Here is a 14,901-nt window from a genome sequence, read left to right on the forward strand (position 1 = left end):
CGTTGGGACTTCCGAGGCATAAGCGTACCGAAGGTGAGATGCGTAACAGAATTGAGACGCAGCCGCGCCGCACGCGTGTTCTCGTGCGAGGTTGGGGCAGCACCGACAAGAACCCGTCGTTCGATGCAACCGTCGCCCGCCGAAATCAGGCGTACGGGTTCGCCTTCCAGAACTCGCTCCCGCCCTTGAGCTTCGGCACCCACGTGTCCGCCTCGCGTGCGAGCAACGCCACCCGCGACTGCTCTACCTCCCGGTAGACGTCGTGGTCGGGCAGGAACTCGCCCACCTGCTTCGTGAACGCCCGGACCCGCTCGTGGCTCGGCATCGCCGAACGGTCCAGTCGCCCGCGTGAGTGCCCGACGTGCATGTAGGCCTTCATCTCGACGAAGTCCACGCCCGCGCGGTCGCACATCGCGGCGTACCACGCCGGCGTGTGCATGTTCACGCCGTCGACCAGCGTGGTCCGGATCACGGTCCGCGTCTCCTCCTTCGCCGCGAGGACGTCCAGAGTCTCTATCAGCGTGTCCCACGCGTCCTCCTCGACGGCGTTCACGGTGCGCTGGAACGTCCGGCGGTCCGCGGCGTCGACGCTCACGTAGAGCTGGGTGGGGTCACAGCGTTCCAGCATCTCGGGCCGGGTCCCGTTCGAGACGAGGAACGTCGTGATGCCCCGGTCGTGGAACGCCTCGACGAGTTCGGGGAGGTAGGGGTAGAGCGTGGGCTCGCCGTCGAGCGAGATGGCGACGTGGCGTGGCTCCATCGCCTCCTCGAACACCTGACGCGGGACCTCGTCGTTCCCGCCGAACCCCGAGAGGAGGCGTTTCTGGAGGTGGATGCTCGCGTCGACGACGGCCTCCGGGTCGTCCCACTCGACGCCGTCGAGTTCGTAGCTGTGGCCGGCGTGGTCGCGCCAGCAGAAGACGCACCGCTCGTTGCACTTGACGACGGGTGTCATCTGGATGCACCGGTGGCTCTGGATGCCGTAGAAGGTGTTCTTGTAACACCTCCCCTCGCCCTTCAGGGCGTGTTCGGTCCAGCCGCAGGTCTGGGCCGCCGTGTGGTTGACGCTGTGGTAGTCCGGGTCGTCCACCTGTCTCGGCCCGCTGCTCATGGACTGGCGGTGGGGACGGGGCGACTAAACTGGTGTGGTCGGGCCGCGCGGCGGCACGGAGAACCACCGTTGGTAGGCGTACAGCCAGAGCAGCGACGGCAGGGCGATCGCCGCCAGCAGCACCATGGACTGCCACTCCGCGCTCCCGTACACCGAGAGGAAGACCGGCGGGAGGTTGAACGCCCCGTGGACGAGCGCGACGAGCACCACGTTCCGCGTGAGTTCGTACAGGACACCCAGCACGAGCGCGAACCCGACGAGCGGCAGGAGTGCCTCGGGGAGTTCGGCGGGCGAGCGGCCCGCCACGACGAGTCGCTGGGGCACGTGCCAGAGCGCGAAGAGGACCGCCATCACGGTGATGGCGGCCGCCCGGCGCGGCAGGTCGCGCTCGCCACCGAACAGCGCGACGAGCTTGTTCTGCAGGTACGCCCGGCCCGCGAGTTCCTCGGCGAGTCCGACGAACACCCACTGGGAGACGGCGAGTCCGACGTAGAGCGCCGGCGGCACGCCCGCGAGCGCGAACGTCCACGAGTCGGCCACCGTCACGCCGACGACGAGGAGCAGGAGGTTGACGGAGACCACGACGCCGGCGAACCACAGCACGGCCCGCCGGGCGAGCGGCCGGGTGAGTCCGACCGCGGCGAGACCGACTCCCTCGAGGCGGAGGACGGCCAGAGCGAGCCCCAGCAACAGTGAGGCGCCGAGGATCGTCACGCCGACGCCGAGCCACGGCGTCGTCTCCAGCCCCAGCGGCCCGGTCAGGAACGGTGCCACACCGGCCAGCGTGACCACTGGAAGGAGGGCCGTGGCCACGAGGAACCCCGCGAGCGGGAGCAGTCGCCGGTCGAACCCGGCACGTCCCTCGACCCGGGGCGCTGTCGTCTCGGGAGTCATGCTGGAGTGTCGGTCCTGACGCTCGATGGACACGTCGCTGGTTCCCGCCGGCCGAGAACAGTCCCGGCTGGAGGACGGAGTGGGACAACTCGAGAGACAGAACGTCCACTGATTGCTCGTAATTCGTGAGTTAGTCGAGTATATCCGAGAACTGGCGACAAATTGCCGGAACGAGTGCGTCTTTTACCACACGAACGAAGACATCTCTCAGACATGGCTGCAGATGGGTTCTTCGTCGACGACGAACCGTACACGACCCCGACGCTGGGGACGGACGAACCGCTGGACGTGGAGGCGACCGCGTACTTCCGCGCCTCGGCACCGGCTGTCGCCCGTGCCCGACAGGAGACGGCGAGGGCTCGCCTGGACGCGCTGGTCGACGCGAACGTCCTCCACGGGCTGACCGTCGACCGCTGGCCGAACAAGGCGAGCGTCCCGGCCGACGGCCCCACCCCCGTCCCCGTCGAACGCTACGAGGAGTTCCGCGCGGCGCTGGGCGAGGACGGCCACCTCGACCCGTTCTTCGAGGACCGCCCCGGCATCGGCCGGTCCTCGCGCGTCGTGGTCCTCCCGGTCATCACGCTGGCGCTCCGGCGCGACGGGGAGCTGACCGGCCTCTATCCGTGCTGGAAGGACGGCCACCACTACAGCATCGAGGAGGGGCTGGCGGCGCTGGAGGAGGGAACGGACGCCGAGAACCTCCGGTGACGGGAAGCGAGAGAGCGCAGCGGAGGAAGATGAGGGAGTCGACGACCGTCCTTAGACGCCCGTCGAGTACCGCAGGATGCCGGCGACGCCGCCGAACGCGGTCATCAGCTGTTCGCCCTTCTCGAAGTCCGTGCTGATGAACTTCGTCTCGGAGCCGCGCTGTTCGGCGAGTCCCATCAGGTGGTCGATGACGTCCTCACGGTCGACCACCTCGGCAGACTGGCCGTTCTCGCAGGTGTGCTCGGGGGTCTGGTGGCGTCGGTCGACCACCTCGAACTCCTGTTTCTCGCCGCAGTCGTAGACCACCACGTCCTTGCGCAGGTCCTCGGAGATGAGCAGGCGGTCGACCGCGCCCATCATCAGGTTGCGGCGGGTCTGGTCGAACCCGTAGGTGGCCTTCCCACCGTCGTGGAGCTCCTCGAAGAACTCCTCCATCTGGCGCTTGTCCTTCATCACCTCGTGGTCCGCGAGCACGTCGCCCGCGGCGTCGACGAGGTCCTTCAGCCCCGACTCGTCGGTGTAGGAGACGTCGAACTTCCCGAGCACCTTGTCCTGGAGTTCGTGGTGGAGGTACTCGCCGTCGAGGAACTCGTCCTTCGTGGGCGAGGGGCCACCGACGAGGACACCGTCCATCTCGTGCCGCTTGTCCACGAACAGTTCGTTGGCCATCTCCGCGACCTCCTGGTAGAAGTTGTCGATGGCCTCCAGCCGCAGGCGGGCGAACCGCTGGGCTGACTGGCCACCTTTCCGCTGCTTGCCGGGCACCAGCGAGGAGGCCGACTTCACCGCCTCCACGCGCTTGCCGCGGAGCCAGCCGACGTTCGCCTCGCGCCGGTCGAGGACGACGAGCCCGTACAGCCCCTTGTCCTCCAGCATGTACTCCAGCGGCTCGGTGAGGAACTCCGAGTCGCAGTGGTAGCGGAACGACTCGACCGGCTCGGGCGGCGACTCCAGCACCCGCGTGACCATGTCCGTCTGCCCGCCGCCGGTGTCGAACGCGCCGCTGAAGATGACCATCCCGTTCTCCGGCGGGTAGGTGTCGTAGTACCGGAGCCGGTCCTTGATGCTGGTCAGCGCGTCCTGCACGGCCGTCCGGGTCTGCTTCGACTTGATGTTCGACGCCTCGCTGTGTTCCTGCGTGACGTGGGCGACGACGTCGGAGACCTGCCGGTCCTCGGGCATGTAGATGGACACGAGCTGGGTCCCGGAGCCCTTGTACTCCTGGAGTTCCTCGATGACCTTCTTGAACTCGTACTTCTGTTTGTCCGACTGCTCCTCCTCCTGCTTGCTCATTACCCGCTCTAGGCCGATGTGCGGTAAGTAACTGTTGACGCGGGACCGTTCACCCGTTAATACGGCGGACCAGTAATAACCGGAAGAACGACCACACCAAACTATTAGTCGGGGAATACGAAAGCGTTAGTCATGGACGTATTCGCAGTCGCCGGGGGGGACGGTGCCGGCAAGACCGCGACGGCGTTGAACCTCGCCGTCGCGCTGCGGGAGGCGGGGTCGTACGCGGCGGTCCTCGACGCGGACCTCCGTGGGAACATCACCTCGATGCTCGACGTGGACTACGACGCGACGCTCCACGACGTGCTCACGGGTGACAGCCGCGCGAGGGACGCCGTCGCCGACGTGGAACTCTCGGCCGACACCCTGCCCGAGAGCGACCTCGCGGCCTACCGCAAGGCGCTGGCGGCCGACCGGACCCAGTTCCGCGCCGGCGGCGACCGCGACGAGGTGACGACCGAGGAGGACGAACCCGACATCGACACGCTCCCGGTCGTCGCCGGCTTCGAGAACCGCGCCGAACACACCGGCACCGACCCGGAGGCGCTCGAGAGCGTCCTCGAGAACTTCGTGATGGCCTACGACGTCCTCGTCGTGGACACGGGCAACGGCCCGGCCTCCCAGTCACCCACCATCGACGTGGCCGAGGGCACGCTCACGGTCACGACGCCCGACCCGGCGAAGATGGAGGCCGCACGCGAGGACGTCCGGGCCTGTACCAACGCCGGGACGAGACTGATGGGCACCGTCGTCAACCGCGCCGGTGACAAGACCAGCATCTCCGAGGTGACCGACACCGTCGGCACCGAGGCCTTCGGCGTCATCCCCGAGGACGCCCGGACCGCCGCACTCGAACCCGTCTTCTTCTCGGTGCCGGGGAGTCCCGCCGCGAACGCCTACGGCCGACTCGCCGGCAAGACCCGGTCGTGGGACGGCACCTCGGCGCTCGTCGGGCAGGCCAGCGCGGACGGGGGCGACGACCCCGGCGCCGGCCGCGGCGGCGGCACGGACGACGAGGACGACGACGACTCCGGCGGGTTCCTCTCCGGCCTGCTGGGCGACGACTGAGCCGCGGCGCGCACGCCCTCGGCCGCCCGCCCCCCGGCGGCCGCGGGCAGCACCGTTTTTCACTCCCCCCGTCGAAGCCCCGCCCATGCAATGTCCCGACTGTAACGGTCAGGTCGCCACGTTCGACGTCCCGGAGAACCTCCGCGAACACCTCCCGAAGCCCGTCCCCACCGCGGGGCTCTGTACCCGCTGTCTCGCGCTCCACCCCACAGACGAGGGCGGCGACCCCGAGTTCATCGACCTCGAGGCGTTCCCCGAGGACCCGGACGCCGCCATCTCGCTCGCCATCGCCATCGGCCTGCTCGACTCGCTGGCGCTCAACCGCGCCTCCATCGAGACGCTGTTCCGCCGGGTCGCCGAGGCCGGCGAGGACCCGTTCCTCGCGCTCGACCGCCTCTCGACCTCCGGTGCCGTCCAGCCCCGGGTCGACCTCGTGGCGCGCAAACAGCAGATCGAGCAGTTGATGAGCAGCTGAACGGTCGGGCACGCGCGGCTCTCGCGCTCGCGCCGACCGGGGCGTCCGGCGGCGACGCCTCACAGCTCACGGGTCGCTTCACTCCCCGTTCGCTCGTACCGCGGCCCCCCTCCGGTCGGCCGTGTGGGTCGTGTGTCGGTCGCGAGCGCTCCCTCCCGCTCGCCGGTACCGAGGAACCTCACTACGTTCGGTTCCTCGTCAACCCGACACCGATTTACCCCACCGCCCGGAATCGCCGAGCATGTTCGTCACCTTCCGCGAGGAGGTCCGCGACGCCCTGCACGGGGCGCTCACCTCGCTCGACTACCCCACGGACGACCTCGGCATCGAGGAGCCACCCGAGGACGTCCCGGCCGTCCTCGCCTCCAGCGTCGCGTTCAGACTCGCCAGCGAGGCCGGCGCCCCGCCCCCACAGGTCGCCGCCGAACTCGCCGACGCCATCGACGCTGGGACGCTCGAGTACGTCGGCCGCGTCGAGACGCAGGGCCCGTACGTGAACTTCCTCCCCGGCGACGCCTACCTGGCGGCCACGCTCGACGCCGCACAGGACACCGAGTACGGCCACCTCCCGGACCGCGACGAGAGCGTCGTCGTCGAGCACACCTCCGCGAACCCGACCGGCCCGGTCCACGTCGGCCGCGCACGCAACCCCATCACCGGCGACGCCATCGCCAACGCACTCGAGTTCGCCGGTTACGACGTCGAGCGGCACTACTACGTCAACGACGCCGGCCGACAGGTCGCCGTCTTCACGTGGGCCTACGAGACGTTCGACGAGGCCGACCTCGACGCGGACCCCGCCCGCGACCGCATCGAGTACGACCTCGTGCGCTACTACCGCAAGGGCAACGCCTACCTCGAGGACGCGGACCCCGAGGAGGTGGAGGCGGCAGAGGCCGAGATCGAGGCCATCATGCGCGGGCTGGAGGCCGGCGACGAGGAGACCTTCGAACGCGTCGCCGAGGTTGTCGACCGCGTGCTCTCGGGGATGACCGAGTGTCTCTCCCGCCTCCCCGCCACCTTCGACGAGTTCGTCAAGGAGTCACGGTTCATGCGTGACGGCTCGACCGACGACGTGGCCGAGCGCCTCAAGGACAGCGAGTACGCCGTCCTCGAGGAGGAGGCGTGGCAGCTCGAACTGGACGAGTGGGGCATCGAGAAGAAGCTCGTGTTCCTCCGTTCCGACGGCACCTCGCTGTACACGACCCGTGACCTCGCCCACCACGAGTGGAAGTTCGAGAACTTCGACCGGGCGGTGACGGTGCTCGGTGAGGACCACAAACTGCAGGCTCAGCAGCTCGACGCCGCCCTCGAGATACTCGGCAACGACACCAGCCAGCTCACCTCGACGTTCTACTCGTGGGTGAATCTCCCCGGCGGCGAGGGGATGTCCACGCGCGCGGGCACGGGAATCGACCTCGACGACCTGCTCGACGAGGCCATCGACCGCGCCCGCGACGAGGTGGAGAGGCGCCTCGAGACGCGCCAGCGCGACGACGACCTCGACGAGGCGGACATCCAGCGCATCGCCGAGCAGGTCGGGCTCGGTGCGGTCCGCTACGACATCGTCTCGAAACAGCCCACGAAGGCCATCACGTTCCAGTGGGAGGAGGCACTCGACTTCGAGGCCCAGTCCGCCCCGTACGTCCAGTACGTCCACGCGCGGTGCTGTGGCATCCTCGACGAGGCCGAACGCGCGGGTCACGAGGTGCCGGCCGAACCCGACGCGAGCGCGCTCGGAACACCCGAGGAGGAGGCCCTCGTGCTGACCATCGCGCGATTGACGGGTGCGATAGACAAGGCCGCCGCCCAGCTGGAACCCCACCGCGTCGCCACCTACACGCGCGACATCGCCGAGACGTTCAACGCGTTCTACCGCGAGTGTCCCGTCCTCACGGCCGAGGACGAGGAGGTGCGTGCCGCGCGGCTGGCGCTGGTCCGCGCCTCGCGTCACACCGTCGCCAACGCGCTGGCGGTGCTCGGCGTGGCGGCGCCGGAGTCGATGTAGAACGGGCGGACGAGGCGGTCAGTTCAGAAGAGGAACGGTGCCTGGACGAACCCGCCCGCGATGAGGTCACCGCCGACGAACAGCACCGCCGCGGCGCCCAGACCGAGGACGAGCAACAGGAACATCACGATCCACGCGGTGGGGAGTGTCGGGTCCGGTTCGGCTTCGGCTTGGCTCATACCCACGGGTCGCACACGCTGGATGAAAGGCGTTCTTCTTTGCGGCGGACGGTGGGAACGAGTAGAGCCAGTCAGGATAGCCACGGAGCGGTGCTGTCGCGGTGCGGTCACGCCAGCGCACCCACCCGGCCGGAGCGAAGCGAGGGCCGCCTTTTGAATCGAAAGGTTTCGAGGAGCGGTTCGGGCGCGGAGCGAGCGAACCCGACGAGAGAAGTTTCGTGGCTTCAGTCGTCGGCGGTGACCGCTTCCTTCTCCGCCTCCGCCTCGGCGGCGGCCTTCGCCGCCTGCTTCTCCTCCTCCTCTTTCTTGGACTTGATCTTCTTGAGCCGGAAGATCTCCTCGCGCTCCTGCTCCTCGAGTTTCTGCTCGATGTACTCCTGGTTCTCGTAGAGCTGCGGGAGGAGCGTGAACTCGAGCGCGTTGACACGGCGCTTGGTCGTCTCGATCTCGTCGAGCATCTTCTTCATCGCCGTCTCGACCTCCGCGGCGAGGACGATCTGCTCGATGAGTTCCTCGTAGGCCGCCGCGGCCTCGTCGATGCGGGCACTGGTGCCGAGGACGCCGTACCCACGCTCGTCGAGCGACTTGCGGACCTTCGAGGACTCGATCTGCGGGACGACCACACCCATGATGTTCTTCGACTGGGTGGTGATCTCCGGGTGGTCCTTCAGCGCCGCCGCCGCACCCCGGACCGCGACGTCGCCGTCCATCGCGCGGGCCATGTTGATGGCGTGCTGCGCGCGGTTGTACGCGTCGTTCATGTCCGAGCGGACGTCCTGCGCCTGGTCGAGGATGTCCATGAACTCCATGATGAGACCGTCACGCTTCTTCTCCAGCGTGTCGTGGCCCCGCTCCGAGAGCTCGATGCGGTCCTCGATAGCCATGAGGTTCTTGCGGGTGGGCTTGACGTCCTTGGCCATGTTGGCTGGGTGTTGCGGGCGACTGGGTGTAAAGCTTTTCAGTCGGGCGGGCGGCGCGACGCCTACTCCTCGGGCGTCGGCCGCCGACGGACGGTGACGTCGCCGTCCGCGTCGAGCCGGACCACGGCGTCGACGAACGAGAGCAGGGTGTTGACCGTCCGGTCGTCCACGGCGGCGGGGTCGAGGTGGAAGTGGGCGGTCGCACCAGCCGCCGAGAGACGGGTGGTGAGCGCGTGGACGAACCGGTAGGCCCGGTCCGAGTCCACGTACTGGAGGAGCGTGGTGAGCGAGTCCAGACAGAACGCGACGGGCTCCTCGTCGACGGCCTCGGTGACCGTGATCTCGAGGCCGGTCAGGTCGTCCGGCGAGTCCACCGTCTCCACGCCGAGCGCCGTCGAGGAGACGCCGACGGCGACGGCGAACGCCCCTCGCGGGAACGCGTCCTCGTGTCGCTCGACCCAGTCGGCGGGCGAGCCACGGTAGAGCACACCCACGGCCCGACTGGCGTCGTCGCGCTCGAGGAGCGCCCGACACAGCGCCTCGCGCTCCGTCGCCATCCCCGGCGCGAGCACGAGGACGTTCCCGACGCCAGCGAGGTGCTCGGCGGCCGAGGTCGGCGTGTGGTGGGACATTCGGTCTGCCATCGGGATTCTCGAACGAAGAACGCTACGGTGTCTCTGCTTCGGCCGTCTGGAGTGCCGCCTCCATGGCGTCCAGTTCGGCCTGGAACTGCTCGGCGATGTCGAACGGTTCGGCGACCAGCCCACGGTCCGTGGTGACGCCGACCCGGACGTCGCCGTCGTAACTGAGGATGCTCACCCCGATGCCGATGCCGTTGGACTGGGGCACCCAGAACATCACGTCGCTGACCTCCGTCCCCGCCAGCGAGAACGCCTCCTTCGGGCCGGGTACGTTCGTCACCACGGCGCTGGCCTTGTTCTCGAACAGTTTGAGGACGAGCTTCTCGAGCGTCGGCGGACCGCGCCCGCAGATCTTCAGCAACAGGAGGAACAGGAACGCCTCGGTCCCCTGCTTGAGCGCGCCGGTGTTGTCCTGGATGGCCTGGATGCGCTCGTGGGGGTCCTCGATGCTGACCGGCAGGTCGAGGAAGCCCAGCCCGAAGTAGTTCCCGAGGTCCTCGGTCCGCTGGTCGAGCGGCTTCAGGTTCACCGGCATCGTACACCGCAGGTCGCGGTCGGTCGGTTCGCCGTTCGCCTCCAGATACCGCCGGAACGCGCCCGCCGTCGCCGCCAGCATCACGTCGTTGATGGTGGCGCCGTGCGCCCGGCCGATGGCCTTCGCCCGCTCCACGTCGATGGGGTCGGACCACGCCACCTCCTTGCGGACCCCGAGGTCGCCGACCAGCGAGGTCCGTGGCTCCTTCGGGAGCGTCACCGCCCGCACGCCCGTCACGGCCATGTTCGCCCCCTGTCTGGCCGCCTCGGCGGCCTTCCGGAGTCGGCTCCGCCCGTCTCCGTCGGTGTTCGGCTCCGACGCCACGGCCGGCTCCGGGTCCGGCGACGGGTCGGCGCCGTTCCCCTCGACCGCCCCGCTCCGGCGGTGGTGCGGTGGCGTCGGCATCGTCCCGATGGGGAGGTCGATCTCCTCCGGCTCGTCGGCCAGTCCCAGCATCACGTACAGCAGCGCGAACCCGTCCGCGATGGAGTGGTGGATACGCACCACGAGCGCGTTCCCGTCGCCGGCCCCCTCGACGAGGTAGAACTGCCAGAGCGGTTTCGTCTTGTCGATGGGCGTGCTCATCACGTCGCCGACGTACGTCTGGAACTCCTCGCGGCCCTGCGGTTCCGGGAGCGAGACGTGGTGCAGGTGCGAGTCCAGGTCGAAGTCCGGGTCCAGTTCCCAGCGGGGCCGGCGGCCGAAGTCGCGGCCGACGATGCGCTGGCGGAACCGGCGGAACGGGAGCAGGCGCTCCTCGACGACCTCGCGCAGGTCCGCGTAGTCGATGGGGTCGTCGAACACCAGCACGCCCGTTATCTCCATCAGGTTCGTGCGGTCACCCATCCGGCGCCAGGCGTTGTCCGGTCCCGAGAGCGGTTCCCCCCCGGAGTCGTCGCCGCGGCCACCGTAGTCGTCCTGAGACATCGTTCGGTTGTGTGGATGTTATACGACCGAAACATAAGCGTGCCGCCGTCGATAGCCGCCGAACGTCGGGACGGGAAGCGGGTGGTGCTCTCGGCAGGGAGAGCGTTCGTCTTCCAAGAAAGAGGCACCACTGGAACCCTCAGCAGGTGACACGACCGGCTTGCTGGATGTAGAGGATACAGTCAGCAGGCAGTCAATCGGCATCTCGTCTCGACAGGCGGAGTCCGACCTGCCGGTGAGCGAGTCGAGTCGGTTCACCCCCCGAAGACCCGTCGGAGGAAGTTGACGATGATATGTGTGTCTTGGGTGAAACGATAGCCGATGTAGATGAGCAGCGCGACGAGCAGCGCAACGAACGGAACGTACCACTCGAACCACAAGCAGACCGTGAAGAAGACCGAGGCAGTAACGATCGCACCCTTTCGTAGAGCTTGATGGCGAAGCCAGTAGCGGTAGTCACCGAAGCTCCCATCGGTGAGCAACAGCGGCACCTGGTCGGTCCCACGAAGGACCCAATCGCCCTGTTCGATGTGAAGTTCACCGCTGACGCTCACCGTCGTCCCGTCGACCAGCGGGCGTGCTTCCAGTAGGTGGCGGTCTAAATCGATGCTATCGTTGTGCCGTCGCACATGACTGGCGAACCGCCGAAGCGAACGGTGTTCCGTGCGGTTTCGGAGGTGGGTGTACCACGAGTCCCACGGTGAGATCGAGAGCCGGTCCGATTTCATCATGCCGCCGACCTCCAGCTGATCGAGCGGTGTCGCCCCGGTTGCCGAACGGAACCACGTCGGGTCGATGCGAACCGTCTGGCCGTCGGTCGTGACCCCGATGCGGCCCCACTCGAGCCCCGAGGCGAAAGTGTGCCACCGCTGGCGCTCCCAGCCCCACTCCTCGATGGTGAGGTTGCTGTTGGTGTTGTCCGGGAACCGCGCTCGCCAGAGGTAGGCGCCAACGGCCTGGTCGGTATCGTCGATGGTCGCACCACCCATCGGGGGCGGTTCTTCGACGACTAACTCTCCTGTAAGCGCTACCGATTCGCCCTCACCCGGCGACCGGGGGACTTCACCGCCCTCCGTCGGCAACGATTGGAGGACCAGCAAGGCGGTGAGGGCCCGGTAGCCGTAGGCAAGTGCGACCGCCAGGAGGACAGCAATCAAGAGGAGGATTATCAGCGGGGGCATACGTGAGTGAGGGACGTTCCACACTTGGTCTGGACGGAGATAAATGGGCAAAATCAGTCGGAGTTGTGACCGACTCGCGCTATGTATGCAGCACAGCCTCAACGAACTACCCGATCGCTTCCAGTAGCGGTGTGCGAGATATAGAGGGTGTATATAGCCGAACGCTCCCGCCGTTCGGAGGTACGCGGCCGGCGCTCACTCGGTAACGGCAGTAGTCATTAGTACCATCGTCGAGAGAGTTTCTATATGCCGTCCCGTGACGAGGATGCCTCGCCCCCAAACGCGTCACGTATCAAGACCAAGGTGGAGTCCGGCACAGCACTGGGCGTCGGCGACATCAAGTTCCTCCTCCGGTACGTTGAGCGGTACGATCACCGCGAATTGGAACCGTATCGAGACGACATCGACGACGCGATCTCCGGCGAACTGGGGCACGAGGTCTACGTCTCAATCCTCGAAGAGTTCGAGCAAGCGGGGGTGCTCGACGAATTACGGCCCGATCTCGTCGACCCGGCGCTCGACCCCGAAGGATTCACACGGCGGGAGATGAACACTGGGGCGTACTACGACCCCAGAACCGTCCATGACGAACGGGGCGAAGTTGTCGGCTCCATTCGCCCCCCTACTAAGCAGCCGACTCGGCTGCTGAGTATCCGGGCGTCGATCCGTGACTACCTGTTCTGTATCGGTCGAGGGTTCAATTTCGACCCGGAGCGGATCTACGATTACGAGGCGGATTATGCGAACTTCCTCCGGTGCGTGCTCGAATACGTCGACGGTGGAGACTCGTTCGACCTCGAGGTCTGGTGCGACGACGACGGTGACCTGTCGACGGTCACCGTCGTGCTTCGGTCGGAGGCTCGGTCGTATCGGGAGTCATTCGGACAGGGGGGCGACTGGCTCAGGCTCGCCTCGTTCGACCCGATCGAGGCAGCACTAGCAGCGGAAACCACACAGCGACTTCGGTATAGTGCCGGCGGGAACGACGGGGCAGTACTGATCCTCGACGCCGAGACGGCGCCACTGGTGGACACGTACCTCGAAATGTTACCACCAGCGGCTCAATGAACGACCACCTGTATTCAATCGGTGAAGGCGAAGGGTAGACCGACTCGCGCCCTGTATCCAGCACGGGTTCGATGAACTACCAGTGTCCAGTCAGAACCGACGTGCAACACTCAGAGCGCGTATTCAGCACTGGGTGTTAATAGTTTTCACCTAATAAACTATAAATAAATTTATAGAACGACCGCACGCACTCTCTTCGATGAGTCCGACCGGTTCCGGTCGGAGAACGGCCTCAGTTCACAGCCTTCGACAGTTCCGCGCCCGCCTTGAACTTCACATCCTGCGACGCCCGACTCGCACTCACCAAGTGACGCACCAGCACATCAACCGTAACGTGCGTCACGAACCCGTATTCGTCGCCCGTCACCTCTAACGTGACCTCATCCTCATCCTCGGCCTCTCGTCCCGGTCGCTTCCGAAGAGGGTAGTCGACACCCCCCGACTCCGAAAGCACACCCGTCTCGACCAACTCCGCCACCGTCCCCGAATCCAGCCGCGCCCCTCGCCGGACGCGTGGCCATTCCCAGTCGGCTGCTCCACCGGCTACATCCTCAAACGAACCCCCAAGGTCAGAAAGCTCAACGCCCACCACCTCAGTCGGACCCGCCATCGATAACACCGTCACCGAATCCTCGTACAGCGCGGCGTCGTCGATGACCCACCCACCCGTGTACACGAGCTGGTCGTTGCTCTCACACCGCTGGACGTACAACACCGCCGGGAACGGCTTCGGACACCGCGGCGGCTGCACCATCACCTGATACACCGACACGCCCGAAGACGAACCAGACTCCGTCGTCCGCGTCCAGACACCGGGTCCACACGGATCATCATCAGAACAGCTCGTGTCCGACCCATCTCCATCAGGGCCAGCAATGATTGGGTCCGCGGAGAGCGTCATCAGCATCTCTGTCTTTATTCTTGCACCATCCGCCGACCTGTCGCCCGAAAGCAGGAACACCGACCCATCATCCGACCGAACGACCTCCAGACCCCCGCCCGTCGCCATCGGCCCGGACACCTCCGCAATGAAGTGCGGCGTCGCCCCACACACCGCCCCCGGATACACGTCTGAATCGCTATCATCGCAATCACCACCCCCATCCGAGCCAGCAGTCTTCGACGACCCCCACGAGTACACCCGCCCCTCGCCATCGGACTCGCCCGTCAGATACGCGATGAGCTGCTCCGGCGTCACCTCCTCACGGATACTCCCGTTCCCACCCGGAACCTCGGCATCAGGCAGACACACCGTAAACCGCTCAGCAACAATCGGCTCCCCACCCAGATACGCAACAAGCTCGTCATCCTCGTCAGCGTCGCCAAGCCCATCGCCATCAGCATCTCCATCCGTCGACCGCGACTTTTGCTTGTTACTCCGCGACGAATTGTAATCCTGAGCCATCACCGGCGATGACGTAACCCAGCCCTCCAACTCTACGTCTCCAAGTTGTCCACCCGACACCGTCGGAGTCAGCCGACTCACGTGCGGCTCACCGACGACGAACTCGCCCACACTCGCCGCCTGTGTCCCCGCGAACACCGCCGCAGGCGACGCCCCCGTGTTCGTCACCGCTGACGCCACGCGGCTCAGACAGCCGCTGAGTCCGACAACGGTAACGGCACCAGCTGCGGCAAGTAGGCTCCGGCGGCGAACCGGTATCTCGCCCGTGTCGGCAGTACTGCTCTCCGGGGAAGACGAATCACTCATCTGGTATTGAATACCATGCATAAGAATAAAATTTCCTATGATTGGGGCGTAGAGGTTACACCCATTTCTGTATGGATGCTGTCGAGGCGTTTCGAGGCATGGAACAGAGACGTAGACGACCGACTCGCGCCCTCTATTCAGCACGACGGTCAGAACCTATCACTAGTCGATGGGTTCAACGA

At 66.6% G+C, this 14,901-nt stretch carries 14 protein-coding genes; 5 read left to right on the plus strand and 9 right to left on the minus strand.

The window, feature by feature from the left end; translation table 11 throughout:
* Positions 1–145: 145 nt before the first annotated feature.
* Positions 146–1,111 (minus strand): 4-demethylwyosine synthase TYW1, encoded by a 966-nt coding sequence (gene twy1 / locus N0B31_RS12085; protein WP_260591882.1) that lies wholly within the window; start codon positions 1,109–1,111, stop codon positions 146–148.
* Between the two features lie 24 nt (positions 1,112–1,135).
* Positions 1,136–2,005 carry a CPBP family intramembrane glutamic endopeptidase gene (locus N0B31_RS12090; RefSeq protein WP_260591883.1) on the minus strand — a complete coding sequence of 290 codons (870 nt, stop codon included), beginning with the start codon at positions 2,003–2,005 and terminating at the stop codon, positions 1,136–1,138.
* A gap of 213 nt (positions 2,006–2,218) precedes the next feature.
* Between N0B31_RS12090 and N0B31_RS12095 the strand changes: the two genes are divergently transcribed.
* The gene (locus tag N0B31_RS12095; RefSeq protein WP_260591884.1) at positions 2,219–2,713 is read left to right on the plus strand and encodes an HTH domain-containing protein; all 495 of its coding nucleotides are present in this window, start codon (positions 2,219–2,221) and stop codon (positions 2,711–2,713) included.
* Between the two features lie 51 nt (positions 2,714–2,764).
* Here the strand turns inward: N0B31_RS12095 and prf1 are convergent, their stop codons facing one another.
* Positions 2,765–4,006, minus strand: a complete 1,242-nt coding sequence (gene prf1 / locus N0B31_RS12100) for a peptide chain release factor aRF-1 (protein ID WP_260591885.1) — start codon at positions 4,004–4,006, stop codon at positions 2,765–2,767.
* A gap of 132 nt (positions 4,007–4,138) precedes the next feature.
* Between prf1 and N0B31_RS12105 the strand changes: the two genes are divergently transcribed.
* The 3 genes from N0B31_RS12105 to argS all read left to right on the plus strand — a co-directional run bounded on the left by N0B31_RS12105 (position 4,139) and on the right by argS (position 7,557).
* The gene (locus N0B31_RS12105) at positions 4,139–5,074 is read left to right on the plus strand and encodes a nucleotide-binding protein (protein ID WP_260591886.1); all 936 of its coding nucleotides are present in this window, start codon (positions 4,139–4,141) and stop codon (positions 5,072–5,074) included.
* Between the two features lie 85 nt (positions 5,075–5,159).
* On the plus strand, positions 5,160–5,549 hold the full coding sequence (locus N0B31_RS12110) for a DUF6276 family protein (protein ID WP_260591887.1): 390 nt from the start codon (positions 5,160–5,162) through the stop codon (positions 5,547–5,549).
* A 241-nt stretch (positions 5,550–5,790) separates the two neighbouring features.
* The gene (gene argS, locus N0B31_RS12115) at positions 5,791–7,557 is read left to right on the plus strand and encodes an arginine--tRNA ligase (RefSeq protein WP_260591888.1); all 1,767 of its coding nucleotides are present in this window, start codon (positions 5,791–5,793) and stop codon (positions 7,555–7,557) included.
* Between the two features lie 23 nt (positions 7,558–7,580).
* On the opposite strand, the gene N0B31_RS12120 is transcribed toward argS, so the two are convergent.
* From N0B31_RS12120 to N0B31_RS12140, 5 genes are all read right to left on the minus strand, one after another.
* Positions 7,581–7,736 (minus strand): hypothetical protein, encoded by a 156-nt coding sequence (locus tag N0B31_RS12120; RefSeq protein ID WP_260591889.1) that lies wholly within the window; start codon positions 7,734–7,736, stop codon positions 7,581–7,583.
* 224 nt (positions 7,737–7,960) lie between these two features.
* Complete coding sequence (locus tag N0B31_RS12125) at positions 7,961–8,656, minus strand: V-type ATP synthase subunit D (RefSeq protein WP_260591890.1); 696 nt, start codon at positions 8,654–8,656, stop codon at positions 7,961–7,963.
* A gap of 62 nt (positions 8,657–8,718) precedes the next feature.
* Positions 8,719–9,300, minus strand: coding sequence for a DUF7504 family protein (locus N0B31_RS12130; RefSeq protein WP_260591891.1), 582 nt, complete (start codon positions 9,298–9,300; stop codon positions 8,719–8,721).
* A gap of 22 nt (positions 9,301–9,322) precedes the next feature.
* On the minus strand, positions 9,323–10,759 hold the full coding sequence (locus N0B31_RS12135) for a WS/DGAT/MGAT family O-acyltransferase (protein WP_260591892.1): 1,437 nt from the start codon (positions 10,757–10,759) through the stop codon (positions 9,323–9,325).
* 254 nt (positions 10,760–11,013) lie between these two features.
* Positions 11,014–11,940, minus strand: coding sequence for a hypothetical protein (locus tag N0B31_RS12140; RefSeq protein ID WP_260591893.1), 927 nt, complete (start codon positions 11,938–11,940; stop codon positions 11,014–11,016).
* Positions 11,941–12,186: 246 nt separating this feature from the next.
* Here N0B31_RS12140 and N0B31_RS12145 point away from each other — a divergent pair, with 246 nt between their 5' ends.
* Positions 12,187–13,008, plus strand: coding sequence for a hypothetical protein (locus tag N0B31_RS12145; RefSeq protein WP_260591894.1), 822 nt, complete (start codon positions 12,187–12,189; stop codon positions 13,006–13,008).
* A gap of 232 nt (positions 13,009–13,240) precedes the next feature.
* On the opposite strand, the gene N0B31_RS12150 is transcribed toward N0B31_RS12145, so the two are convergent.
* Complete coding sequence (locus N0B31_RS12150) at positions 13,241–14,719, minus strand: hypothetical protein (protein WP_260591895.1); 1,479 nt, start codon at positions 14,717–14,719, stop codon at positions 13,241–13,243.
* Positions 14,720–14,901 lie beyond the last annotated feature (182 nt).

The sequence above is a fragment of the Salinirubellus salinus genome (assembly GCF_025231485.1).
In the GTDB taxonomy this organism is placed as follows: domain Archaea; phylum Halobacteriota; class Halobacteria; order Halobacteriales; family Haloarculaceae; genus Salinirubellus; species Salinirubellus salinus.